At 65.8% G+C, this 22,524-nt stretch carries 22 protein-coding genes and 1 pseudogene; 12 read left to right on the forward strand and 11 right to left on the reverse strand.

The features are described from left to right. Positions 1 to 135 precede the first annotated feature (135 nt). Positions 136 to 468, forward strand: coding sequence for a PE domain-containing protein (locus ACAG21_RS19060; protein WP_370497802.1), 333 nt, complete (start codon positions 136 to 138; stop codon positions 466 to 468). Positions 469 to 548: 80 nt separating this feature from the next. Further along, the gene (locus ACAG21_RS19065) at positions 549 to 935 is read left to right on the forward strand and encodes a DUF2237 family protein (protein ID WP_096290518.1); all 387 of its coding nucleotides are present in this window, start codon (positions 549 to 551) and stop codon (positions 933 to 935) included. Here the strand turns inward: ACAG21_RS19065 and ACAG21_RS19070 are convergent. Continuing rightward, positions 925 to 1,824 carry a helix-turn-helix domain-containing protein gene (locus ACAG21_RS19070; protein ID WP_370497803.1) on the reverse strand — a complete coding sequence of 300 codons (900 nt, stop codon included), beginning with the start codon at positions 1,822 to 1,824 and terminating at the stop codon, positions 925 to 927. The two genes, ACAG21_RS19065 and ACAG21_RS19070, sit on opposite strands and share 11 nt — an antisense overlap. Positions 1,825 to 1,871: 47 nt before the next feature. Here ACAG21_RS19070 and ACAG21_RS19075 point away from each other — a divergent pair, with 47 nt between their 5' ends. The 5 genes from ACAG21_RS19075 to ACAG21_RS19095 all read left to right on the forward strand — a co-directional run bounded on the left by ACAG21_RS19075 (position 1,872) and on the right by ACAG21_RS19095 (position 6,512). Next, positions 1,872 to 3,140, forward strand: coding sequence for a sulfotransferase (locus tag ACAG21_RS19075; RefSeq protein WP_370497804.1), 1,269 nt, complete (start codon positions 1,872 to 1,874; stop codon positions 3,138 to 3,140). A 9-nt stretch (positions 3,141 to 3,149) separates the two neighbouring features. Next, positions 3,150 to 4,409 (forward strand): MBL fold metallo-hydrolase, encoded by a 1,260-nt coding sequence (locus ACAG21_RS19080; protein ID WP_370497805.1) that lies wholly within the window; start codon positions 3,150 to 3,152, stop codon positions 4,407 to 4,409. A gap of 22 nt (positions 4,410 to 4,431) precedes the next feature. Next, the gene (locus tag ACAG21_RS19085) at positions 4,432 to 4,914 is read left to right on the forward strand and encodes a VOC family protein (protein ID WP_370497806.1); all 483 of its coding nucleotides are present in this window, start codon (positions 4,432 to 4,434) and stop codon (positions 4,912 to 4,914) included. A 1-nt stretch (position 4,915) separates the two neighbouring features. Next, positions 4,916 to 5,887, forward strand: a complete 972-nt coding sequence (locus ACAG21_RS19090; RefSeq protein ID WP_370497807.1) for an LLM class flavin-dependent oxidoreductase — start codon at positions 4,916 to 4,918, stop codon at positions 5,885 to 5,887. 343 nt (positions 5,888 to 6,230) lie between these two features. Next, on the forward strand, positions 6,231 to 6,512 hold the full coding sequence (locus tag ACAG21_RS19095) for a hypothetical protein (RefSeq protein ID WP_370497808.1): 282 nt from the start codon (positions 6,231 to 6,233) through the stop codon (positions 6,510 to 6,512). A gap of 17 nt (positions 6,513 to 6,529) precedes the next feature. On the opposite strand, the gene ACAG21_RS19100 is transcribed toward ACAG21_RS19095, so the two are convergent. The 3 genes from ACAG21_RS19100 to ACAG21_RS19110 all read right to left on the reverse strand — a co-directional run bounded on the left by ACAG21_RS19100 (position 6,530) and on the right by ACAG21_RS19110 (position 12,508). Further along, a complete protein-coding gene (locus tag ACAG21_RS19100; protein ID WP_370497809.1) occupies positions 6,530 to 7,852 on the reverse strand; it encodes a M1 family metallopeptidase in 1,323 nt (440 codons plus the stop codon). Beyond that, positions 7,849 to 11,778: a Pls/PosA family non-ribosomal peptide synthetase gene (locus tag ACAG21_RS19105; RefSeq protein WP_370497810.1), complete on the reverse strand. Its 3,930-nt coding sequence runs from the start codon at positions 11,776 to 11,778 to the stop codon at positions 7,849 to 7,851. Before ACAG21_RS19105 ends, ACAG21_RS19100 begins: the two co-directional genes overlap by 4 nt. A gap of 70 nt (positions 11,779 to 11,848) precedes the next feature. Then, positions 11,849 to 12,508, reverse strand: coding sequence for a GntR family transcriptional regulator (locus ACAG21_RS19110; RefSeq protein ID WP_370497811.1), 660 nt, complete (start codon positions 12,506 to 12,508; stop codon positions 11,849 to 11,851). Positions 12,509 to 12,575: 67 nt separating this feature from the next. On the opposite strand from ACAG21_RS19110, the gene ACAG21_RS19115 reads away from it, so the two are divergent. From ACAG21_RS19115 to ACAG21_RS19135, 5 genes are all read left to right on the forward strand, one after another. After that, a complete protein-coding gene (locus ACAG21_RS19115) occupies positions 12,576 to 13,961 on the forward strand; it encodes an LLM class flavin-dependent oxidoreductase (RefSeq protein ID WP_370497812.1) in 1,386 nt (461 codons plus the stop codon). Then, positions 13,954 to 15,138: a CaiB/BaiF CoA transferase family protein gene (locus ACAG21_RS19120; protein WP_370497840.1), complete on the forward strand. Its 1,185-nt coding sequence runs from the start codon at positions 13,954 to 13,956 to the stop codon at positions 15,136 to 15,138. The genes ACAG21_RS19115 and ACAG21_RS19120 overlap by 8 nt, the downstream gene beginning before the upstream one ends. A gap of 13 nt (positions 15,139 to 15,151) precedes the next feature. Beyond that, positions 15,152 to 16,063: a CoA ester lyase gene (locus ACAG21_RS19125; protein WP_370497813.1), complete on the forward strand. Its 912-nt coding sequence runs from the start codon at positions 15,152 to 15,154 to the stop codon at positions 16,061 to 16,063. Between the two features lie 94 nt (positions 16,064 to 16,157). Then, a complete protein-coding gene (locus ACAG21_RS19130) occupies positions 16,158 to 16,313 on the forward strand; it encodes a hypothetical protein (RefSeq protein WP_096290506.1) in 156 nt (51 codons plus the stop codon). Between the two features lie 82 nt (positions 16,314 to 16,395). After that, entirely contained in the window at positions 16,396 to 17,085 is a 690-nt protein-coding gene (locus ACAG21_RS19135) for a type 1 glutamine amidotransferase domain-containing protein (RefSeq protein ID WP_370497814.1), read from the forward strand. Between the two features lie 23 nt (positions 17,086 to 17,108). Here ACAG21_RS19135 and ACAG21_RS19140 read toward each other — a convergent pair whose 3' ends face one another. The 7 genes and pseudogenes from ACAG21_RS19140 to ACAG21_RS19170 all read right to left on the reverse strand — a co-directional run bounded on the left by ACAG21_RS19140 (position 17,109) and on the right by ACAG21_RS19170 (position 22,441). After that, positions 17,109 to 17,519 carry an ArsI/CadI family heavy metal resistance metalloenzyme gene (locus ACAG21_RS19140; protein WP_370497815.1) on the reverse strand — a complete coding sequence of 137 codons (411 nt, stop codon included), beginning with the start codon at positions 17,517 to 17,519 and terminating at the stop codon, positions 17,109 to 17,111. 24 nt (positions 17,520 to 17,543) lie between these two features. Continuing rightward, positions 17,544 to 19,056: pseudogene (arsB, locus tag ACAG21_RS19145) on the reverse strand (ACR3 family arsenite efflux transporter). Continuing rightward, positions 19,053 to 19,418: an ArsR/SmtB family transcription factor gene (locus ACAG21_RS19150; protein WP_370497816.1), complete on the reverse strand. Its 366-nt coding sequence runs from the start codon at positions 19,416 to 19,418 to the stop codon at positions 19,053 to 19,055. The pseudogene arsB and the gene ACAG21_RS19150 overlap by 4 nt, the downstream one beginning before the upstream one ends. Before the next feature lie 62 nt (positions 19,419 to 19,480). After that, positions 19,481 to 20,089 carry a TetR/AcrR family transcriptional regulator gene (locus tag ACAG21_RS19155; protein WP_370497817.1) on the reverse strand — a complete coding sequence of 203 codons (609 nt, stop codon included), beginning with the start codon at positions 20,087 to 20,089 and terminating at the stop codon, positions 19,481 to 19,483. Then, positions 20,086 to 20,859: an SDR family NAD(P)-dependent oxidoreductase gene (locus tag ACAG21_RS19160; RefSeq protein ID WP_370497818.1), complete on the reverse strand. Its 774-nt coding sequence runs from the start codon at positions 20,857 to 20,859 to the stop codon at positions 20,086 to 20,088. The genes ACAG21_RS19155 and ACAG21_RS19160 overlap by 4 nt, the downstream gene beginning before the upstream one ends. Then, entirely contained in the window at positions 20,856 to 21,362 is a 507-nt protein-coding gene (locus ACAG21_RS19165) for a VOC family protein (protein WP_370497819.1), read from the reverse strand. Before ACAG21_RS19165 ends, ACAG21_RS19160 begins: the two co-directional genes overlap by 4 nt. After that, on the reverse strand, positions 21,359 to 22,441 hold the full coding sequence (locus ACAG21_RS19170; RefSeq protein WP_370497820.1) for a dihydrodipicolinate reductase: 1,083 nt from the start codon (positions 22,439 to 22,441) through the stop codon (positions 21,359 to 21,361). The genes ACAG21_RS19165 and ACAG21_RS19170 overlap by 4 nt, the downstream gene beginning before the upstream one ends. Between the last annotated feature and the right edge of the window lie 83 nt (positions 22,442 to 22,524).

The raw sequence follows: 22,524 nt of genomic DNA on the forward strand, positions 1-22,524 counted from the left end.
AGTCCATTCGTCCTGGACACCGCAAGACGACTCGGCCACCACCTATCTAGCACAGTAATACTTTTGTAGACAGATATAATTGCTCACTGCTACTATCGCATCCAACGTTGTTTTTGCTGACCCGGGAGTGCGCCGATGCGGTCCATGTCCTTCGACCCTGCGGTGGCCGTCGTTGGCACTCAGATCGTCGGCAGCGCGACGCAAGCACTTGCGACCAGTGCCGCGGCGGAACCGTCGGTGGCCGCGCTGGCTCCCGCCGGCGCCGAAGAGGTCTCGGCTCAAGCAGCCGCGGCGTTCGGGGCAGAAGCCACCCACATGCTGGCTCTACTCAACGCCGCGCACTCGGAGCTGACGCGGACCGGCAACGCCTTGGTCGAGATTGCCCGGATCTATGCGGAGACCGATGCCGTCGCGGCTCGCCGGCTGAGCCAGATGCGCACCGAGGTCGCCTTCCGGTTGGCTGGGTAGGGCCAGTGGACAGCAGATTCGCAGGGCACAGTCGGTGCTGTCTCTTCTAACTTTCGCCCCGACGGCGCGATACTAACCAGATGTCCGATCGCAACGTGCTCGGCGGCCCGCTGCAGCCTTGTGGCACCGAACCCCTTACCGGCTTTTACCGCGACGGCTGCTGCTCGAGCGGAGCCGAGGATGTCGGTCGCCACACAATCTGCGCGGTGATGACCGCCGATTTCCTTGAGCACCAACGTTCCATCGGCAACGATCTGCTGACGCCGGTTCCCGAATACCGCTTTCCCGGCCTGCTGCCCGGCGACCGGTGGTGTGTGACCGCCCTGAATTGGCTGCGGGCTCACCGCGATGGTTGCGCCGCGCCGGTCGTGTTGGCCAGCACCCACGAACGCACCCTTGAGGTGGTGCCCCTCGAGGCGCTGCTGGAGCATCAAGTCGACGTTCCCGACGATTTGGCTAACTTATAGGGCTTGCGATCTGCGCTTCGATCCGTCGGGCCGCGGCGCACACCTGCTCACTGAGCCGCCTGGCGTCCGACGCGGTCACGTCGGTGAAGGGTGCGACGCTGATCGACATCGCGACCACCCCGTCGTCATCGACGATCGGAGCGGAAATGGTGGCGATACTGTGCGCCGAGTCCTCGGTGAACTCGGCGTCCAACACGTCGATCACCGTGAGGTCGGCGAACGCCCGGGCCAGGTGTGCGGTGATCGCGTCGGGTTCGCCGTCATCGCGCAATGCCCGCAGTGCCGCATACACCTGAAGATATTCGCGGCTGAGCCGTTCGACGGTGTACCCGCGATGACGAATCTCGCTGAGCACCGCGGTGATTCGTCGGGACAGCGCGGTGGACGGCCTGCCCATGCCCTGCAGCCAGGCGCGCTGCGCGGGAGCCGGGCTCCAGGCGATGTAGTCGCGGCCGAACGGCGCTACCAACGGCATGCGCAGTCCGCGGTCGATGCGCATCCCGGAGCAGGATTCGCCGGCGCTATCGGTCACGACGATGACATTGCCCTCGCGGCGTGCCAGAAATGCTTGTGCGGCTGACGATTCGGCGAGCTGCTGCAAGATTCCACGAAAGACCCGGTCGCCGGTCGGCTTCGCCAGCGCCGCGATGCCAGGCCCCCAGGAGTAGGCGGCCGTGTCGATGTCACGTACCACCCAGTGATGGGCCGCCAACGTCGTCAATATCGCGTGCCCGGTAGCGCGACTGATGCCCAGCTCGCGGGTGATCTCCGCGAGGGAGAACGCTCGCGTGGGTTGGGACCCCAGCAGCCGCATGACCGCGACCACGCGCTCGGTCGGTGGCGAAGCGGGTTGACGAGCCGTCTGTCCCGCGTCTACCGTCCGTATCATATTTCGAATGATACGTCGAATATTCGACACCGCGAGGAGGCGGTCGCATGGGCTCTGCGGGCCCCGACATCGCTGACATCGATTTCGACGATCTGACCTCGCCGCAGCTGACCGATGTCCAGCGGCAGATTCTGGAATTCACCGAAGCCAAACGGATCGAATTCGATGTCGACCGGATGTTCGGGGAGGCCGTCGAACAAGCCGGCGTCGACGATCTGGACGACACGGATGGTTTCGGGGACCGCCTAACCGCTCACGTCGCGGCGATCGAAGCCGACGACGGCCTGCGACAGCTCACTCGGTCGACGTTGCGACAGCGCGTGGTACGGCTGCTGCGAAACCGCCTGTCACTCACCGAGCTCATCAAGCGCTATCCCGAGATCGAGTCCATTGCGATCGACAAGCCCTTCATCGTGGTCGGTATGCCGCGTTCCGGCACCACACATCTGGTGAATCTCATTGCCGCAGATCCGCGCCGGCGTGCCTTGCCGTATTGGGAAAGCCAGGAGCCGATCCCCGCGCGCGGCGAGGGCCCCGACATTTTCGGTGTCGACCCGCGCTATGCGCGCGCCAAGGCCGAACACGACGCCCTGATGGTCAGCGCTCCCGTGGTGGCCGCGATGCACGACCGGTACCCCGAAGCGATCGAGGAGGAGGTCGAGCTCCTCGATCTGGACCTGGCGGGCTACGTCCTGGAATGGCATGCCCGCGTGCCGGATTGGCGCGACTACTACCTCGCGCTCGACCAAACACGGCATTACGCGTATTTGAGGAAGGTCCTGCAGGCGCTGACGTTTCTGCGGGGCCCGCAGACCTGGATCCTCAAGAGTCCGCAGCATTGCGAGCAGCTCGGCCCGCTGCTGGCGACGTTTCCGGATGCGACGGTTGCGTTCACACACCGCGATCCGGTCGCGGTCGTGCAGTCCGCGATCACGATGATGGCTTACTCGGATCGGCTGCGCCGAACGAGCATCGATCCGGGCTGGCTTCTGGAGTACTGGACGGATCGGGTGCACCGACTGCTGAGCGCGTGTGTCCGCGACCGTGATCTGGTGCCGTCCGACCGCAGCATCGACGTCAACTTCCACCAGCTGAACGGCAGCGAATTGCCGATACTCGACGAGCTTTACCGCCGCGGCGGAGTCGAACTGACACCGAAGGTGCGCAAGCGGTTCCAGGAGTATCTCGACGGCAACCCGCGCGGCAAGCACGGGCGAATCCGCTACGACCTGCAACGGCACTTCGGCGTCTCGGCCGACGAACTGCGTGGGCGGTTCGACTTCTACTTCGACCGGTTCGACGTCCGTCCCGAATGAGGAGCATCGATGAGCGCCCAGGACTTTGAACCGGTCTACCGCAGCAGGCCCGGCGCGGACGGCCTGCGGCCCGCGTCCGCCGAACAGGCCGAGCAGATCGCCGAGGGACTGTGGTGCTCACCCGGCCTGTCGAACGCCTACCTGCTGACCACGGGCGACGGTCGGGTGATCGTCAACACCGGCATGGGCTTCGAGGGGCCGGTGCATCGGGCCAACTTCGACGCCGTCGACTCCTCACCGGTGCGCTACATCATCTTCACCCAAGGCCACGTCGACCACGTCGGCGGCCTGGACAGCGTCCGTGATCCCGACACAATCGTTGTCGCCCAAGCGAACTGGACCCAATGGCGAGACGACAACGAACGGCTCATCCGGTACCGTGCCAGCCGCAGTGCGTTCGCCTTCTCCGACACGTTGGCGACGGGAATTCAGGCCATCCAGCGTCGTCTCGGTACCACGCGGCTACCCGCCCAGAGCGTCCCGTCCGTCGACCTCGATTTCGAAGACACGCTCACCCTCGACGTCGGTGGACGCCGACTGGAGCTGATCTCCGTCCCCGGCGGGGAGACCACCGACTCGTTGGTCATCTGGCTGCCCGACGAGCGAATATGTCTGTGCGGAAACACTTTCGGGCCCATCTTCGGCCACATACCCAACCTGGTCACGATCCGCGGCGACCGCTATCGGGACGCCCTGACCACGATCGCGTCGGTCGAGCGGGTCCGCGACCTGCAGCCGGAGCTGCTGGTGACGGGCCACTTCGAGCCGATCGCTGGAGCGGACCGGATTCACCAGGAGCTCAGTCGGCTGCGCAATGCCATCGAGTACATCCACGACCAGACGGTGGCCGGTATGAACGCCGGAAAAGATGTCCTGACCCTGATGCGCGAGATCACGTTGCCCGTGGAATGCGAAGTGGGTCAAGGCTATGGAAAAGTCTCCTGGGATGTGCGGGCGGTGTGGGAGAACTACTCCGGGTGGTTCCATCACCGGTCGACCACCGAGCTGTATCCCGTCGGGTTCGACGCGGTCGGCACCGACGTGGTGGAACTCGCCGGCACCGATGCTCTTGTCAGCCGAGCACGAGCACACCTCGCCGAAAACCGACCTTTGCACGCCATCCACCTTGCCGAGCTCGTCACCACCGCGGAGCCCGGCCACGCGGGGGCGCGCGAAGTGCTGCGGGATGCGCACGAAAGTCTGCTGGGCAGCACAACGAACTTCTGGGAACGGGCCTGGCTCTCGCGGCAAATAGCGAGTAACTCGTGACGGCACGGAAAGGGAGATCACTATGACATTTGTGCTGCAGCCCAAGGACTTCTATCACACCGGCATCGTGGTGCCCGACCTCGACGCCGCCATGGCCCGCCTCACCGCACTGGCCGGTTACCGGTGGATCAACCCACTGCGCTATACGCTGCCGTTTCGCACCACGGCCGGAGTGCGCGACCTGACCTCGACGATCGTCTACTCCGTGCAGAGCCCGCATATCGAACTGGTCCAGGAGGTTCCGGGAACTCCGTGGACCGCCACAGCGGGCAACTCGGTACACCACATCGGCTATTTCACCGACAACCTCACCGAGACTGCGCGCGCGTTGGAGCGCAACGGCTTCACCTTCGAAATGACCGGGGAATTACCGGACGCCGAGTTCGGGATGTTCGCCTACTACATCGATGCGTTCGGCACCCGCATCGAGATCGTCGACCGAGCGTTGTTCCCCGACTTCGCCGCGTTCGTGGAGTCCATCGCCGCGCCCGCAGCCGGAGCCTGACATGGTTTTGACGGTGCTGCGCTTCAATTTCGCCTCGCCACAAGGAGATCCGCGTACCCAGAGCAGGCTCTTGTCCGCCGCGCTCGAAATGGCGCAGTGGGGTGAGGCGCACGGCATCACGTCGGTCAGCGTCGACGAGCACCACGCCACCGGTCACGGCTGGAGCTGCAACCCGATTATGGCCGCCGCCATGTTCCTGGCGCGAACCTCGACGATGATTGCCAGCGTGGACTGCGCACTGGGGCCGTTGTGGAACCCGGTACGGCTCGCCGAAGACATCGCGCTCGTCGACAACATGAGTCGGGGCCGGCTGCACACCACGGTGGGCCTGGGCTACCGCACCGTCGAATACGACTCACTCGGAATGGATTTCAGCCAGCGCGGTGCGCTGATGGACAGCCTGGTCGAACGGATGCTGGCGGTCTGGTCGGGCGCCGGGGCAGACGCAGGGATTTGCACCGGCACCTGGAGCCGGCCTCATCCGCCGCTATACGTCGGTGGCGGTGCCCGCGCCACTGCGCGGCGGGCCGCGCGATTCGGGCTTCCGCTCAGCCTGGCCGACCATCTGCCCGACATCGCCACCTACTACCGCGAACTGTGCGCCACAGCAGGCATCAAGCCGCTCATCCTGATGCCCGGGCCGATCAACCGCGGAATGATCTACCTGCACGAGGATCCCGACCGGGCGTGGGCCGAACTCGGCGAGCACATCCTGTGGGAGGCAGTCACTTACGGGGAATGGTCCACCGACCAACGATCACTGATGCATCTGCCCGGTGTCCGGACCCTGGACGAAGTCCGAGCATCCGGCCGATACCGCTTCCTGACACCCGAGGAGCTGATCGCCGAAATCCGCGACAGTGACGACTACGGGCCGCTGGTGTTGCATCCGTTAGTCGGCGGCATGCCGGTCGATGAGGCGTGGAAGTCGATCCAGTTGCTGAGCGACACAGTGCTGCCCGCGCTCGGCTGACCCATCGTACGGTTGGGCCTGCCACGAGCGGGTACCGCGGGTGAATGCGCAATTTGACGAGATTTGATGCTGTGAAAAAGGGATTAGCCCTACTTGGGGGTGCGGCCTTGCTGGTGCTGGCGGTCGCGTGCGGGGGTGGCGCCACAGGCCGGGTGGGTGCGCCGCCGACAACGTCACCACCCACGTCGTCTGAGACGGCGGGTCCGACATTGCTTCCGTCGACATCCGTCCCCGCCCGACCCAACGGTGGCTAGAAACCGGGTGAAATCGCGGTTGCGCTCGGTGGCAACGGGTACCGCCACCTAGGCATGACACGAGATCCGACAATCCAGTGGAGGGTTACATGACATCTCAGGTAGTGAAGAAGGGGCTGGCGCTTCTTGGTGGTGCCGCCGCGATCGGCCTGGGCATCGCTTGCGGTAACGGCGTGACGCAGTCGGTCGCCGCGCCGGCAGCGCCGACACCGTCGCCGACGTCGTCCAACCAGCCCGCGCCGGTGGCCCCGGGCTCGCCGATGCAGCCGGGCCTGGGTTCCGGCGGCCAGAACTTGCCGGGGAGTGGGGGATCCGGTAGTGGAACGGCCGGTGGGACCGGGGGTGGCGGAGCCGCTGGCGGCGGCGGCTAACCTTCGTGACTAAATCGTCACGGCACTGCCGTCGAGTACAACCACGCCTCCCACAGCGGCCGCAGCGACTCGTCTGAGTAATTGCCTGCCAGGCCGGTGAAGTCGTCCGTGACGGCGGTGCCGTGGCGATACCGCGACGTCCAATCCTTAAGCAGTGCAAAGAAATTATCGCTACCCAGCCGTCCGCGCAGCGCGTGCAGGGTCAGCGCGCCGCGCTTGTACACGCGGTCGTCGAACATGTGGCGTGCTCCCGGATCAGTCAAGACCAGGTCCTGCGGCTTGGTCCGCAGCTGCGTGTGATGCAGCTGCGCGAGTTCATCGGCGCTGGGACCGCCGCTGCGCTCGGACCACAACCATTCCGCGTAACACGCGAATCCTTCGTGCAGCCAGATATCGCGCCACTGGCCCGCGGTCACCGAGTTGCCGAACCACTGATGCGCCAGTTCATGGGCGATCAGCCGTTCGCTGGACCGTGTGCCGTCGCAATGGTTGGCGCCGAAGATCGAAATGCCTTGGGCTTCAAGGGGTATCTCCAGCGGATCATCGGTCACCACCACCGTGTACCCAGTGGCCAGCGGATATGGCCCGAACAGCTCGATGAACAACTTCATCATCTCGGGCTGGCGCGCGAAGTCGTGGTCGAAGTCGCGGCGCAGCCGCTGGGGGAGTGCGGCCTGTATCGGCACCGGCGTGCGCGCCAGCCGCCGGACCTCGTAGTCGCCGATCTGTAGCGTGATCAGGTAGGTCGATGTCGGCTCGCGCTGCTCGTAGGTCCATACCGTCCGCGAGGCGCGGGCCCGGCGCGAGAGCAACTGTCCGTTGGCGATCACCCGGTACCGGCTTTCGGTGCTGATCTGAAGATGAAACGCGGCTTTGGCGCTGGGGTGGTCGTTGCAGGGAAACCACGACGCGGCGCCGTTCGGCTGGGACGCGACGAGCACGCCGTCGGTAAGCTCTTCGAAACCGACGTTGCCCCACAGCGAACGAATTGGGCGCGGCGAGCCGCCGTATCGCACCACGATCGACATCGCGGCCCCCGTCGGCAGCTTCGCGCCCAGCCGGATACGCAATTTGCCGGCACGGCAAGAGAATTGGTCAACGCGCTTGCCGTTCACCGACACCTTCGACACCGTTAAGGCGCTTGCCAGGTCGAGCGTCAGCTGCTGCAATTCCGTCAGCGTGACGGCGGTGATGGTAGCCGAGCCGGACAGCCGGTTCAGCGCGACCTTGTATTCCAGATCCAGCTCATAGCGTGACACCTGGTACCCGGAGCTGCCGTTGTTCGGCAGGTACTCGTCGACGGCATCGGGCGGCAGCGCCTTCTTCGCGGAAGCTTTCACGCCGCGGTGTCCTGGACGCCGCGCCCAGCGGCGGCCTTACGCGCCTTCTTACGGCTCGGATTCCACGGCCTGATCGGATTACCCTGCCATCGTGTCGATCCCGGCACCTCGTCGCCGCGCACCACCAGAGACGCGGGTCCGACGGTCGCGCCGGCGCCGAGCCGGGCGGCGGGCAACGCCACACAATGCGGACCCAACGTCGCGCCGGGTTCCAGCACCACACTGTCCATTCGCATGATCCGGTCGTGGAACAGATGTGTCTGCACCACGCAGCCGCGATTGACGGTGGCCCCGTCGCCCAGCGTGACGAGATCCGCCTCAGGAAGCCAGTAGGATTCACACCAGACGCCACGCCCGATCCGGGCGCCCAATGCTCGCAGCCACAGATTCAGGACCGGCGTGCCGCTCGCGGCCCGGGCGAACCACGGCGCGGCCACGGTTTCAACGAACGTATCGGCGACTTCGTTGCGCCACACGAACGACGACCACAGCGGGTATTCGCTCGTCTTGATGCGGCCCACCAGAAGCCATTTCGCGACGATCGTGATGCCACCGGCGATCGCACCCGCTGCCAGGAACACCAGCCCGGAGCTCAGCGCCGCCCACCAGATGCCGAATATCCTTGTCAGCGCCTGTAATCCGCCCAGCACGGCAAGACCGATCGCCACCGACACGATCACCGGCAGCAACCGCAACGTCTCCACCAACGCCCGCATCGCCTTCAGGCGTTGCGGCGGGTCGTAGGTGGTCGCCGTGTCGGCCTCGGCCGGACGGCGGCGCAACCGCATGGGCGGGCTGCCCAGCCAGGACGAGCCACGCTTGGCCTTGGGCGGCGCGGCGGACAGCACCGCCACCAGGCCGTCGTCGGGAACACGGCGACCGGGCTGGGTGATGCCGGAGTTTCCGAGGAACGCCCGCCGGCCAACGGTCGTCGTCGCCGCGTAGATCCAGCCGCCGCCCAGCTCGTAGGACGCCACCATCGTGTCGTCGGCCAAAAATGCACCGTCCTCGATCACCGTGAACTTCGGCGTCAGCAACACCGTCGAGATCTCGGTCCCCTGGCCGACTTTCGCGCCCAGCAACCGCAGCCACGTCGGTGTCAACAGGCTGGCGTACAGCGGGAACAGGTAGTTGCGCGCGGCGTCCATCAGGCGTTCGGTGGCCCACAGCTGCCAGCCGGAGCGGCTGCGCACCGGGTGATAGCCCTCGCGCAGTCCGAGCGACAACACACGCACTCCGAGCACCGTCAACAGCGCGTACACCACAAGCGCGGTCAGCGTCGCGACCGGTGTCCACAGCAGCGCCGGCAGCACGGCCTGCGAGAGGCGATCGGTGTGGTGCACGGCCAGCCCGATGACCGCCAGCCCGCTCGCCACCGCGACCAGCGGCAGCGCCCCCAGCAGCACCGACGTCAGCCCGTACATCGCGACCCAATGCGTGCGGCGCGACGGCCGTTCGTCCGGCCAGGGGTGGTTGACCCGGCCGGACTTCACCGCCGGTGAGCCCTTCCAGTACTGGCCGTTCTTGATCTTGTCCAGCACGCCCGCGCCCGGTGCCACGTCGGCGTTCTTGCCGACGACCGCACCGGGCAGCAGAGTGCTGCGGGCGCCGATCGTCGCGTCGTCACCGATCGTGATTTCGCCGACATGGAATGCGTCCCCGTCGATCCAGTGACCGCACAGGTCGACTTCGGGTTCAACGGCGCTGCGGTGACCCAGGGTGAGCAACCCGGTGACCGGCGGCAACGAATGCAGGTCGACACCCTTGCCGATGTCGGCCCCGAGGGCGCGGGCGTAGTACACCAGCCACGGAGCCCCGGACAGATTGTGCGCGCCGCTGGCTTCGGCGAGCCGTTCGGTGAACCAGATCCGCAGATGCACCGACCCGCCGCGACGATAAGTGCCCGGCCGCACCTTCGACAGCAAGACCCGCGCACACAGCACCGCTATGCCCATGCGGCCCAACGGGGTAACGAAGGCGACGAATGCCACCGCGATCAGCCACCAGTTCACCGCCACCGCCCACGGCACTACGTGCCAGGCGCGGGCGACGTTGTTGCCCAGCGCCAGCCACGTCAACCACGGCAGCGCCGCCAGTGTCGCCAGCGGCACGGCGAGCACCGTTTGCGTGAGTCGCGTCAGCCACGGTGTCGGCCGGACCGCGCGCTCGGCGACCTGCGGTGGCGCCTCGAGTTCGTCGAGGAACCCGGCGAGTGAACCCAGCCGGGGGTGGTCGTACAGATCGGCAACGGTCACCTGCGGGTACTGCTGGCGGAGCACGGCGACGAGCTGTGCGGCGGCCAGCGAGCCGCCGCCGAGCGCGAAGAAGTCCGCCTCGACAGTGTCGACCGGCGCACCCAGCAAGTCGCGCCATAGCCCGGCGAGCCAGCCCGTCGTGCCGCCCAGATCGATTGCCTCGTCCGACTCGCCACCCGGCGGCGGCCACGGCAGCGCGTCGCGGTCGACCTTGCCCGACGTGCGGGTGGGCAGCTCGTCGACCCGGACCAGTCGCGGCACCAGCGAGGCGGGCAGCTGCGCGGCGAGCCGGGCGCGCGCCTCGCCCAGGTCGAACTCCGGATCCGCGCTGACCAGATAGCCGACCAAAACCGCTGTGCCGGTTGCGGTATGGCGCACCGCGGCCGCCCCGCCGCTGACACCGGGCAGATGCACCAACGCCGAGTCGACCTCGCCCAGCTCGATGCGCCGGCCCCCGACCTTGACCTGGTCGTCGCTGCGGCCGCAGAAGTACAGCCCGTCGCGTTCCAGCCGAACCAGGTCGCCGCTGCGGTAGGCCCGTGACCAGCCCAGCGACGGCATCGCCGCGTACTTCTCGGCTTCCTTGTCCTTGTCCAGATAGCGGGCCAGCCCGACGCCACCGATCACCAGCTCGCCGACGTCGCCGTAGGCGACCGGCAGGCAGTCGGCGTCGACGACGGCCAGGTCCCAGCCGGGCAGCGGCAGCCCGATGGGGATCGGTCCGCTGCCGCCGAGCTTGGCCGCGCAGGCGACCACCGTGGCCTCGGTCGGACCGTAGGTGTTCCACACTTCGCGGCCGTCGACGGCGAGCCGCTCGACCAGCTCCGGTGGGCAGGCCTCACCGCCAAAGATCAACAGCCGCACCGCTTCCAGCGCCTCGCTGGGCCACAGCGCGGCCAGCGCGGGCACCGTCGAGACCACGGTCACGTCCCGGGTGACCAGCCAGGGGCCGAGGTCCATCCCGCTGCGCACCAGCGAGCGCGGCGCGGGAACCAGGCAGGCACCGTGACGCCAGGCCAGCCACATTTCCTCGCATGACGCATCGAAAGCCACCGACAGCCCGGCCAATACGCGGTCACCGGGCCCAATCGGGTTGTCCTGCAAGAACATCTGTGCCTCGGCATCGACGAACGCTGCGGCGCTGCGGTGCGTCACCGCGACACCTTTTGGCGTGCCGGTCGATCCGGACGTAAAGATGATCCAGGCGTCGTCGCGAGCCAGCGGCGCGGTGGCCCGCCAGCCCCGCGACAACCCGACGCCGCGCAGTAGGCCCGCCTCGGTGATGACGCCCACGACGCCGGCCTCGCCGAACACCAACTCGGCGCGTTCGTCGGGATCGTCGGCATCGACGGGCACGTATGCCGCGCCGGTGGCCAGCGTCGCCAGGATGGCCACGTAGAGGGCGTAGCTGCCCGACGGCATCCGGATCCCAAGCCGATCGCCGCGCCCGATACCCCGGGCGGCCAGCCACTGCACGCTGGCCTCGATGTCGCCGATCAGCTCGCTGTAGGTGAGCTGCACGGCGCCGTCATCGATGGCCGTCGCGTCCGGGTAGCGCGCAGCGGTCGCGTACAGGATGTCGATCAGCGTGCGCGGGCTCGGCGCGGCGGTCGACAGCGTGTACTGCGCTGGGACTCGTGCGGGGACAGGAGGCCCAGAAGTCGATGGCACCCCACGAAAATACTCAAATCCCGGCGCCGCGCGGGCAAGCGCTCGCGGCGTGTGACACCCCGGTTGGGTCTCAGGCGGTGCGGCGCTGCTCGAGCCAGTCGGCCAGCGAGCGCCCCGCGTCCAGCACATGGCGCTCTGCGATCGCGCGGGACCGTTCGACGTCCTGGTCGCCGAGTGCGTCGAGCAGCTCCTGGTGCTCGTCGAGCGAATGTTTCTCGTGGTCGGGAAACAGGGTGAGGAAGTTGCTCGGCACGACCCGCGCGGCTTGTTTGATCTGCGTCATCAACCTCGGGGAGTGCGCGGCGCGGTGGATTTTCTGGTGAAAGTGCCAGTTGGCTTCCCCGATGCTGTCGTCACCGGAGCGCGCGACCACATCCGCGGCGAGCTCGCGCAGCATCTCGAGCTCGCCCGGTTCGATGCGCTGGGCGGCCCAGGCGGCGGCCTGTCCGGTGAGGACGCCCAGGATGGTGAAACTGTCCATGACGTCGGTGGGGCTGATGCCGATCACGGTGATGCCGCTGCGCGGCGCGATCTGGACCAGGCCCTCGAAGGAGAGTTCCAGCAACGCCTCGCGGACCGGGGTCCGGCTGGTCGCGAACTCCTCGGTGATGGCGTCGAGGTCGACGCGCGTGCCGGCGGACAAGGCGCCGGTCAGGATGCGGTCCCTGAGTTCGCGGGCGGCCCGTTCGCGCACGGTGCCGGAGATGTCGATCTTCGAGATCGAAGCCATCCCGGCATGCTATCAAATGACCCATCTCACATTTGATATCTGAAATATCAGATGTTAGGTTTCGGATATGGCCGATCGACGACAAGACAAGATGGCCCTGGTTGCTTTCATGCAGGCGGGCAGCACCTCCGTATACGCCGGATCGTGGCGACACCCGGCGACCGAACACGGTTACCTCGACGCGTCGTACTACGCCAAGATTGCTCGCCAGCTCGAAGAAGGCTGCTTCGATCTGATGTTCTTCGACGACCGTCTGGCGATGCCGGGGGTCTACGGGGGTTCGGTGGCCGAGGCGGTGTCCTACGGCGCCCGCCCGGTCAAGCTCGACCTCAGCATCGTGCTCGGCGTGCTGGCGCAGGCCACGTCGCGCATCGGCCTCGGCGCGACCTACTCGACCACGTACTACCAGCCGTTCCACGTAGCGCGAACCTTCGCCACGCTGGACCACCTGTCCGGCGGTCGGGCCGCCTGGAACGTGGTCACCTCCGTCAACGACAGCGAGGCGCAGAACTTCGGCGTCGACGCCCATCTCGGCCACGACGAACGCTACGACCGGGCCGACGAGTTCATGGACGTCGTCGCCGGGCTCTGGGACACCTGGGAGGACGACGCGATCCTGCACGACCGGGCCTCCGGACACTACGGCGATCCGGGCAAGGTGCACGAGCTTGGCCATGTCGGGCAGTACTTCTCGTCGCGCGGGCCGTTGACCGTGCCGCGTACCCCGCAGGGTCGACCGGTCATCATCCAGGCCGGATCGTCGGGGCGCGGGCGCGAATTCGCTTCGCACTGGGCGGAATTGATCTTCACCGGAGATCCGGGGATCGAGGTCGCACGCAGTCACTACGCCGACCAGAAGGAGCGCATCGCCGATGCCGGGCGCGATCCGGCCGCGGTCCGGATCTGCCCGATGGCCTACGCTGTGGTGGGCGAATCCGAGGCCCATGCCAAGGAGCGCGAAGCTCTGTTCCTCAACGAACTGGTGCACCCTACGGCATCACTGACACTGTTGTCGGAGTTGATGAATTACGACTTCGCGCAACATGATCTGGACGATCCTGTCACCGACGAGCTGATCGCGTCGTCGTCGGGAATCCGGGGACTGGTGCAGAACCTGCGCTCCCACATTTCTTCTCAGGGTGGCGGCCGCCCTGTGACCGTGCGCGATCTGGCCGGACACCGCGCGACCCTGCTGCAGGGACCGCGATTCGTCGGCACCGGCGAGCAGGTCGCCGATCAGATGACGGACTGGTTCGAAAGCGGTGCGTGCGACGGCTTCGTCCTGGCGGCAACGCATCTGCCCGGGGCATTCGAAGACGTTGTGCGGATGGTGGTTCCGGAGCTGCAGCGACGCGGCCTGTTCCGCACCGCGTACGAGTCCTCGACCTTGCGGGGACACCTTGGGCTGCAACGGCCTTCGAATAGCAGGGTGGCTGCCGGTGCACATGCTTGAGGGTGTGCGAGTGCTCGACCTCGCGACGCTGGCGGCCGCACCGTTGGTCGCGACGTACCTGGGCGAATTCGGCGCCGATGTGATCAAGGTCGAAGACCCGCGGAATGGCGACCCGATCCGCGGCTGGGGCAATCAGCGCGAGGATGTCGGGCTGATGTGGAAGTCCTTGTCGCGCAACAAGCGAGCGATCACCCTGGACCTGCGGTGCGCCGAGGGTCAGGCGATGGTGCGCCGGCTGGTCGATCATGTCGACGTCGCCATCTTCAACACCCGGCCGCAGACGTTGCGCAAATGGGGGCTGGACTACGAGAACTTGCGTGCGGTGAACGACCGGATCGTGATGCTGCACATCACCGGGTACGGGTTGACCGGACCGAAGAGTGAGCGCCCGGGCTTCGGCACGCTCGGCGAGGCGATGAGCGGGTTCGCGCACGTCACCGGACAAGCAGGCGGACCGCCCACGTTGCCGCCGTTCATGTTGGCCGACGGCGTCGCCTCGCTGAACGCCACTTACGCGGTCATGATGGCGTTGTATCACCGCGACGTACACGGTGCGCCGGGGCAGCTGATCGACGTCAACCTGATCGACCCGCTGGCTCGCCTGCTGGAGCAGACGCTGCTGGGCTACGACCAGTTGGGTTTGGTGCCCGAGCGCGCCGGCAATCGCTGGGACATTTCGGCTCCGCGCAACACCTACCGCACCGCGGACGGGCGGTGGCTGGCCATGTCCGGCAGTTCACCGGCGTTGGCGCTAAGGGTGTTTCGCGCCATCGGCAGAGACGACCTGCTGTCGCACCCCGACTTCTCCGACCCCCAGCGGCGGCTGGTCCGGGCCCGGGAGGTGGATGATGTGGTAGCGGATTGGGTTGCCAGCAAGACTCTTTCGGAGGCGATGGAGACTTTCGAGGCCCACGAGGTGGCCGCGGCACCGGTCTACGACATACGGGATCTGGTCGCCGACGAGCAGCTGACCCATCGGGGGGTTTTCATCTCGGTCGCCGACGAGCAGCTCGGTTCGATGACGGTGCAGGCCCCGGTTCCGCGCTTCTCGTCGGCGTCAGCAACGGTGGGCCATCTTGGACCGGGCCTCGGTGAACACAATAACGAAGTTTATGGAGAGCTACTCGGTTTGACTCCCAACGAGATTAACGATCTGCGTACCCGCGGCGTGATGTGACAGAAGGAAATCGATGACTGATCTTCTCCGTCGTTCCGAACTCGCGGTGCCCGCGTGCAACGACAACATGTTCGAGAAGGGCGCCAAGTGCGGCGCCGATCTGGTGTTCCTCGATCTCGAGGATGCGACACCCGTCGGCGCCAAAGTCCAGTCGCGTGCCAAAGTTATTGCGGCGCTCAATGATATCGACTGGGGGCGCACCGCACGCGCTATCCGGATCAACGGCCTGGACACTCAGTGGTGTCACGACGACGTCATCGACGTCGTCACCGGGGCGGGCGAGAACCTCGACACGATCATCATCCCGAAAGCCCGTACCGCTCGCGATATCTGGTGGGTGGACGTCCTGCTCACTCAGTTGGAGTCGAAACTTGGCCTGAGCAACCGCATTCGGCTCGAAGTTCTGATCGAGGAGGTGCAGGGCTTGGCCAACGCCGAGGAGATCGCCGCGGCCAGCCCTCGCCTGGACGCCCTGATCTTCGGGGTCGGTGACTTCTCCCTGTCGCAGGGTGCGCGGGTGGACACCAACTTCGTCCCGCTCGGCGAATACCCCGGCGAATTCTGGGCTTATGCGCGTAACAAGGTAATCGTCGCCGCACGCATCGCCGGCATAGACGCCATCGACGCCCCCTACCCCGACTACCGAGACCTGGCCGGATACGAGCGTGACGCGCGGCGCGCGTCGCTGCTCGGCTACACCGGCAAGTGGGCCATCCATCCCGACCAGGTGCCCGTCGCCAATGCTGTTTACGCGCCGACCGCCGACGAGATCTCCCGCGCCGAAGCCAATGTGGCCGCCTACCGGGAGGCCGAAGCCGAGGGCCGCGGTGCGGTCGGAGTCAACGGGGTGCTGGTCGACGCCGCTCACGTGAAGCAGGCGCAACAGACACTGGCGCGCGCCGAGCTGGTCAAAGGGCGCAGCTAGGAGACGAATCGGCGAATGTCTGATTGAACGTATTCGTGCCGGGGTAGTCGGTTGGGGATCAATTCTACTGACGCCCAATAGAAAGGGGCACGACGTGATTATCCTCGGCATCATTCTTGTTGTCATCGGGTATTTCGCCGCTATACCGATTCTGGAAACCATCGGCGGCATCCTGGTGCTGATCGGCGTGGTCTTGTGGATCTTGGGAGCGGTCGGACGTCCGGTTGCCGGCCGCAAAGTCTGGTTCTAGGGTTAACTTCGCTTGACTGCCGGCGGGACCCACACCGAATACCCGCGTGCGGGGCTGCTGTGACAAGGGAAGTGACCGTCTGATGGCAAAAGTTCTGTTCGTCGTCACCGCATCGAGCTACTGGACACTGAACGACGGCAGCCGCCATCCGACCGGCTACTGGGCCGAGGAATTTGCGGCCCCGTACGACGCGCTTAGCCGGGCTGGCCACCAGATCGTGGTGGCCACGCCCGGCGGCACCGTGCCGTACGTAGACGTGATGAGCCTGCGGCCGTCGATGGCCGGCAGCGTCGAGATCGCCGAAAAGCTGGAAGGAATCCTGCGTTCCGCCGAACAGCTGCGTGCGCCAATCCAGCTGGCCAACGCGCGCCTGGACGATTACGACGCCATCTATTACCCCGGTGGGCACGGCCCGATGGAAGACCTATGGCGTGATGCCGATTCCGGCCGCCTGTTGATTGCCGCGCTTGCCTCAGGCAAGCCGTTGGCGATCGTCTGCCATGCGCCGGCCGCCATCCTGGCCACCCGCCGCGAGGGCACTTCGCCCTTCGTGGGCTACCGGGTCACGGCCTTCACCAACGACGAAGAGGACGGTGTCGGACTCCTCGAAAAGGCGCCGTGGACGGTCGAGGACGAACTGGTGAAGTTGGGCATCGACTTCGTCAAAGGCGAAATGTGGAAGCCGTTTACGGTGACGGACCGCAATCTTTACACCGGGCAAAACCCCGCCTCGGCCGGACCGCTGGCGGAAAAGGTGCTCGAGGTACTTTAAGCAAGCGTGAGTCGCGGTCGGCGCTAGGAGGCCGTGCAGCAGGCTTCGTCTGTCCCGGGACCGAAGGTGTCCGAGTCGGCTAAGACGGTGTAGACCTCCCACCGCTCACCATTGGGTCCGGTGACCCACACCTTGTCCTGGGCTGCGAAGCAGCAGGTGCTGTCGAGCTCTTCCTCGGTGAACAGGCCTTCATTGGTAAGCCGGTCGATCTCGGCGTGCACCGTGGCGCTGTCGCCGACTTCGACGCCGAGGTGGTTCAGGGTACCGCCGTGGTCCGGGTTTTCGATCAGTACCAGCTTGAGTGGGGGCGAGGTGATGGCGAAATTGGCGTAGCCGGGTTTGACCTTGGCGGGCTCGGTGTCAAAGAGCTTGGAGTAAAAGGCGATTGCCTCGTCGAGATCGTCGACGTTGAGGGCTAGCTGCACACGCGACATGGTGGTTCCTTTCTTCGGGTGCGGTTATCTGATCGAGGTGGTCGGCAGGAGTTCGGCGATCAGAGCCCTGACGCGATGGGCGATGTCGTCGCGGATGGTGCGGACGGTTTCCAGAGGTTGGCCGGCAGGATCAGCCAGCTTCCAGTCCCGGAAGGAGACCCCGGGAAAATACGGGCACGCGTCACCACAGCCCATCGTGATCACGACGTCGCTGGACTGCACGGCCTCGCCGGTCAGAAGCGTGGGGGTCCGGGCGATGATGTCGATTCCGAGTTCGGACATCGCCGTGATCACCACGGGGTTCAGGCGATCGGCGGGTTCGGTTCCCGCGGAACGGACTTCGATACGGTCTCCGGCCAGATGCATCAGCAGCGCCGCGGCCATTTGGGAGCGGCCGGCATTGTGCACACACACGAATAGGACACTCGGCTTGTCAGCCATGGCCGGCGCTCCTGCCCGCGTCTGACGTCGCGCGGAAGAGCCGGCGCCGAAGCGCCAGGGAGACGTAGACGAGCCCAACCAGGACGGGGACTTCGATCAACGGTCCGACCACTCCGGCGAGAGCCTGCCCGGACGCGACACCGTAGGTGCCGATCGCTACGGCGATCGCCAGCTCGAAGTTGTTGCCGGCGGCGGTGAAGGCCAACGTGGTGGTGCGCGCATAGCCGAGCCGCAGTGCCAATCCGAGGGCGTACCCGCCGGCCCACATGATCGCGAAGTAGCCCAGTAGCGGGATCGCGATGCGGGCTACATCCCATGGCCGGGAGGTGATTTGGTGACCTTGCAACGCGAACAGGATGACGATGGTGAACAGTAATCCGTACAAGGCCCACGGTCCGATACGGGGAAGGAACTGGGTCTCATACCAACGACGGCCCTTGCTTCGTTCGCCTAGCCGGCGTGAGAGGTACCCGGCGAGCAGCGGGATGCCGAGAAAGACGAGCACGGATTTGGCGATATCCCAGGGGGAGACGGCGATACCGGTTTGTGACAAGCCCAGCCAGCCGGGCAGCACCGACAGATAGAACCACCCCAGGACGGCGAACATCGCCACCTGGAAGAGCGAGTTGAGCGCGACCAGGACGGCGGCGGCTTCGCGATCGCCGCACGCCAAGTCGTTCCAAATGATCACCATCGCAATGCAGCGCGCCAGCCCGACGATGATCAGACCGGTGCGGTAGGCGGGCAGGTCGGCGAGTAGCAGCCATGCCAACGCGAACATCACTGCCGGGCCGATCAACCAGTTGAGTACCAACGAGGACATCATGAGTTTGCGGTCGCTGGTGATCTCGCCGAGCTGGTTATAACGAACCTTGGCCAGCACCGGATACATCATGACCAGCAGGCCGGCCGCGATCGGCAGCGAGATGCCGTCGATTTCGACAGCGCTCAGCGCCGATCCCAAACCGGGCAGCGCCCGGCCGAGCAGCAGACCGGCCGCCATGGCCACCCCGATCCATACCGGAAGCATCCGGTCCAGGAGCGAAAGCCGGGCGACTGTGTCCGCGGCTGATGTCTGTGACCGGGGCCCCGTCATGGGCGGCACTGCACTGTCGCGTCGGCTGCGTGGTCGACCTGCAATGCCGACGAAAGTTGCTCCAATGCAGCGGGAATCACCCAGTAGTACACCCAGGTGCCGCGTCGCTCGCAGTCGATCAGACCCGCTGAGCGCAACAGTTTCAGGTGGTGAGAAATCGTCGGTTGGGAGACATCGAATGTCGCGGAGATCTCGCACACACAAGCCTCCCCACCGGGATGGCTGGCGATCAGGCTCAGCAGTCGCAGACGTACCGGGTCACTCAGCGCTTTGAACATCGTCGCCAAGGTTGCGGCCTGCGAATCGTTGAGCGGCGCCGCCCCGAGGCTCGGGCAGCACCCCGCCCCGCGTTGATTCGACATTCTTCTATATAAACAGATATCGAATCAGGCCGCCAGTAGTTTGTGCGGTGAATCTCGAGGAGCTAGTCCGTGGAGCGGGTCTGCTTCCAGTAGCTGCTCTTGACCGCCTCGAGAGCCTCGATCACATAGCGGTCCAGCGGCTGTCGGTTGGCCGACCGCAGTACCCACTGCTGGAACGCGAAATCGGCAGCACCGAAGGCGAGTTGGATCAGCAACCCGGGCCGCATATCGGCTTCGGGGTCGGCGCCCATGCGTTCGGCGACGAGTTTCATCGCCCGCTCCTTGTCAGCGAGAGTGTGAATCGTTGCCTTGTCGAGAAGGCCCGGAGCAACCAGCAGGGCGGCGCGCCACTCCTCGCAGTCGGCTTGGTCGAACGACTGGGTCCGCGTGATGATGGCGTTGATCAGAGCAACGTCGGGCGCCTCGGCGGCGGGACGCTTTTCCAGGTGATTGACGATCGCGGCGCCGCCGTGGCGGACCGGCGCCAGCAGCAGCTCCTCCTTGGTCGGCACATGCCGGAAGAAGGTCCGTGGCGAAACGCCGGCGGCAGTGGCGATCTCCTCGGTGGTTACTGCGTCGTATCCGCGTTCGACAAACAGCCGGAACGCCGCGCGGCGGATATCGGCGCGGATCTGAGCCCGCTGGCGATCACGCAGCGACTCGCCGGTCACCGGAAGCAGCCGATCCCACCGTCGACGTGAATGGTCTGACCGGTGATGAACGTGGCGTCACTGCCCAGCAGGAACGCCACCAGCGCTCCCACATCGGTGCGGACGTCGCCGATGCGCTTCATCGGAACGCGCCCTACGGCCTTCTCGTACTCCTTGGGCGCAAACGACTTCCAGAACTTGACGCCGTCGGACTCGGCGAACGGGCAGATGACGTTGACGCGGATGTTGTCGCGTCCCCATTCCAGCGCCGCGACCTTGGACAAGCCGCGGATGCCTTCCTTGGCGGTGGCATAGCCACCCCACTTGGGTTCGCCGCCGGTGCCCGTCCCCGAGCCGAGGTTGACGATCGACCCGCCGCCGGCCTCGACCATCAACGGGTGCACGGCCTGCATCAGCAGGAAGGTCGCGCGAGGGCCGACGTCGTGGCCGAGCGCGAAGTCCTCGAGGGTTATGTCGACGAATGCCTTGGGCTCGTTGGTGGCAATGGCATTGTTGACCAGCCCGTGCACGGTGCCGAAGGCGTCGACCGCGGCGGCGGTGATCCGCCGCGCGCTATCCGGATCGCGCAGGTCGGCGACCACACTGGCGACCGGACCCAATTCCTTGAGCTCGTTGGCCGTCGCGTCCAAGACGTCGGCCTGTATGTCGGCCAGCACCACCGACGCGCCGCGTTCCAGCAGTGCCGTCGCGGTGCCCTTGCCGACGCCCTGAGCCGCGCCGGTGATGATCGCGACGTGGCCGCGCATCGAATCGGAATGGGTGTAACTCATGTAACGGGTCCCATCTGTAGCCGTACGCCGCGGTGCATTTCGTAGGTGCTACGCACCCCGTCGGGCAGTTCTATGAACTCCACCGGTGTGCCGTCCGGGTCTTTCACGAAAAACATTCGTACTCCGCCGATCTCGAACGGCTCTTGATCGGGTGGGTATCCGGCGGCGATGACGCGTCGGTGGGTGTCGTCCAGATCGGTGACCGACAACGACACGTTGTGGATGCCGGTGATGCCACGCCGAGCTGCGCGATCGGTGGCCGGTTCGCTGCCCAGAGACAGCAGCTCGATCATCAGTCCGCCCAGCAGGCCGCCGACCACGCGGCCCTCTTGTTTGCGGCTGGCGTGCAGCACCGCGTCGAAAGGCTCGCCGGATATCAGGGACTCAAAGACGATCTCCATCCCGAGCAGGCCCCGGTAGAACGCCAGCGCCCGGTCCATGTCGGTCACACCGATGACGAGGTGGCAGAACGACACGTCGTCGAGCACGCTTTCGCCGGTCACGATGGTTTCGCGAGATTGGGCGCCGGACGCCCGGCGAACAGCGGCAGATCCAGATAGGTTTTGATACCCGGCTCCGCCAGGCAGACGTCCGGGATGGCGTTGACGCAATGGTTGGCGGTGACCACCACGCCCGGATTCTTGATCAGCCCCTCTTCGATGGTCTCCGGTTGCAGCCCTTTGAAAGTCAGTTTCACGTCTGGGTCGCCGGTGATCTCGACCTCGAATCGTTCGCCGATCCCGCCGAAATCCCATGCAGGGTCCAGGTTTTCCTCACCCATCAGCCAGTTGACTGCGGCTGTGATCACGGGCTCGCCGTCGACGAGAGCCTGCCAACGGAACCGGCGCGCGGCCACCGAGCCCGTGGTGATCGGGAAGGGAGCGTAGTCGATGTCGGCGGTCGCCACCGCGACGTCTTGTATGGTCCTGATATTGGGATCGATGCGGAATCCCATGTGATCGGCAATCATTCGCACCGATTGCTTGAATCCGGCCTCGAGCAGGCTGGCCATGGGTCCTCCCATGGCCTCTTCGGGTGTGCCGCCGAAACCCATGATGTGGCGCACCACATCCGGTGCGTTGTAGGTGCGGATGTCGGAGAACTCCTCGGCGCGTACGTGGGTGACCGCGGACGAGAGCGAGGAAATCATCAGCGGGAATCGCTCCGTGATGCCACCGGGGTGAATGCCCGAACCATGCAGGGTCACACCGCTTTCCACTGCGGCATCGGCAACAGCTTGGTGTCGCTTGTTGCCCGGATCCGGGTAGACCCAGCCGACCGGGGTGACCACGTTCTTACCGGACCGCAGGATGGCGATGACCTCGTCGTCGTTGGGCACCAGCGGGCTGTACATCACGCAGTCCGCGTCCATCGCCAGAATCTCGTCGATGCTCGACGTGGCGGTTACGCCAAGGTCCTCCGTTCCGATGATCCGGCCGACGTCGACACCGTTCTTTTCCGCGCTGTGCACCCAACAGCCGGCCAGTTCGAGCCGCGGGTGGTTGAGCACGCAGGCGATGGCGGCCTTGCCCACACCGCCCGTCGCCCATTGAATGACGCGAAGCTTGGCCGAACTACTCATCGGTGTCCTTAAGTTCGTAGGTGCAGTTACTGCGTGTTGTTACGTTGTGCTGTGACCCGGGTGGGTCGGGTGAGGCAGCATGT

Origin of the sequence: Mycobacterium sp. pR1184, assembly GCF_041287235.1 — a bacterium.
GTDB lineage: Bacteria > Actinomycetota > Actinomycetes > Mycobacteriales > Mycobacteriaceae > Mycobacterium.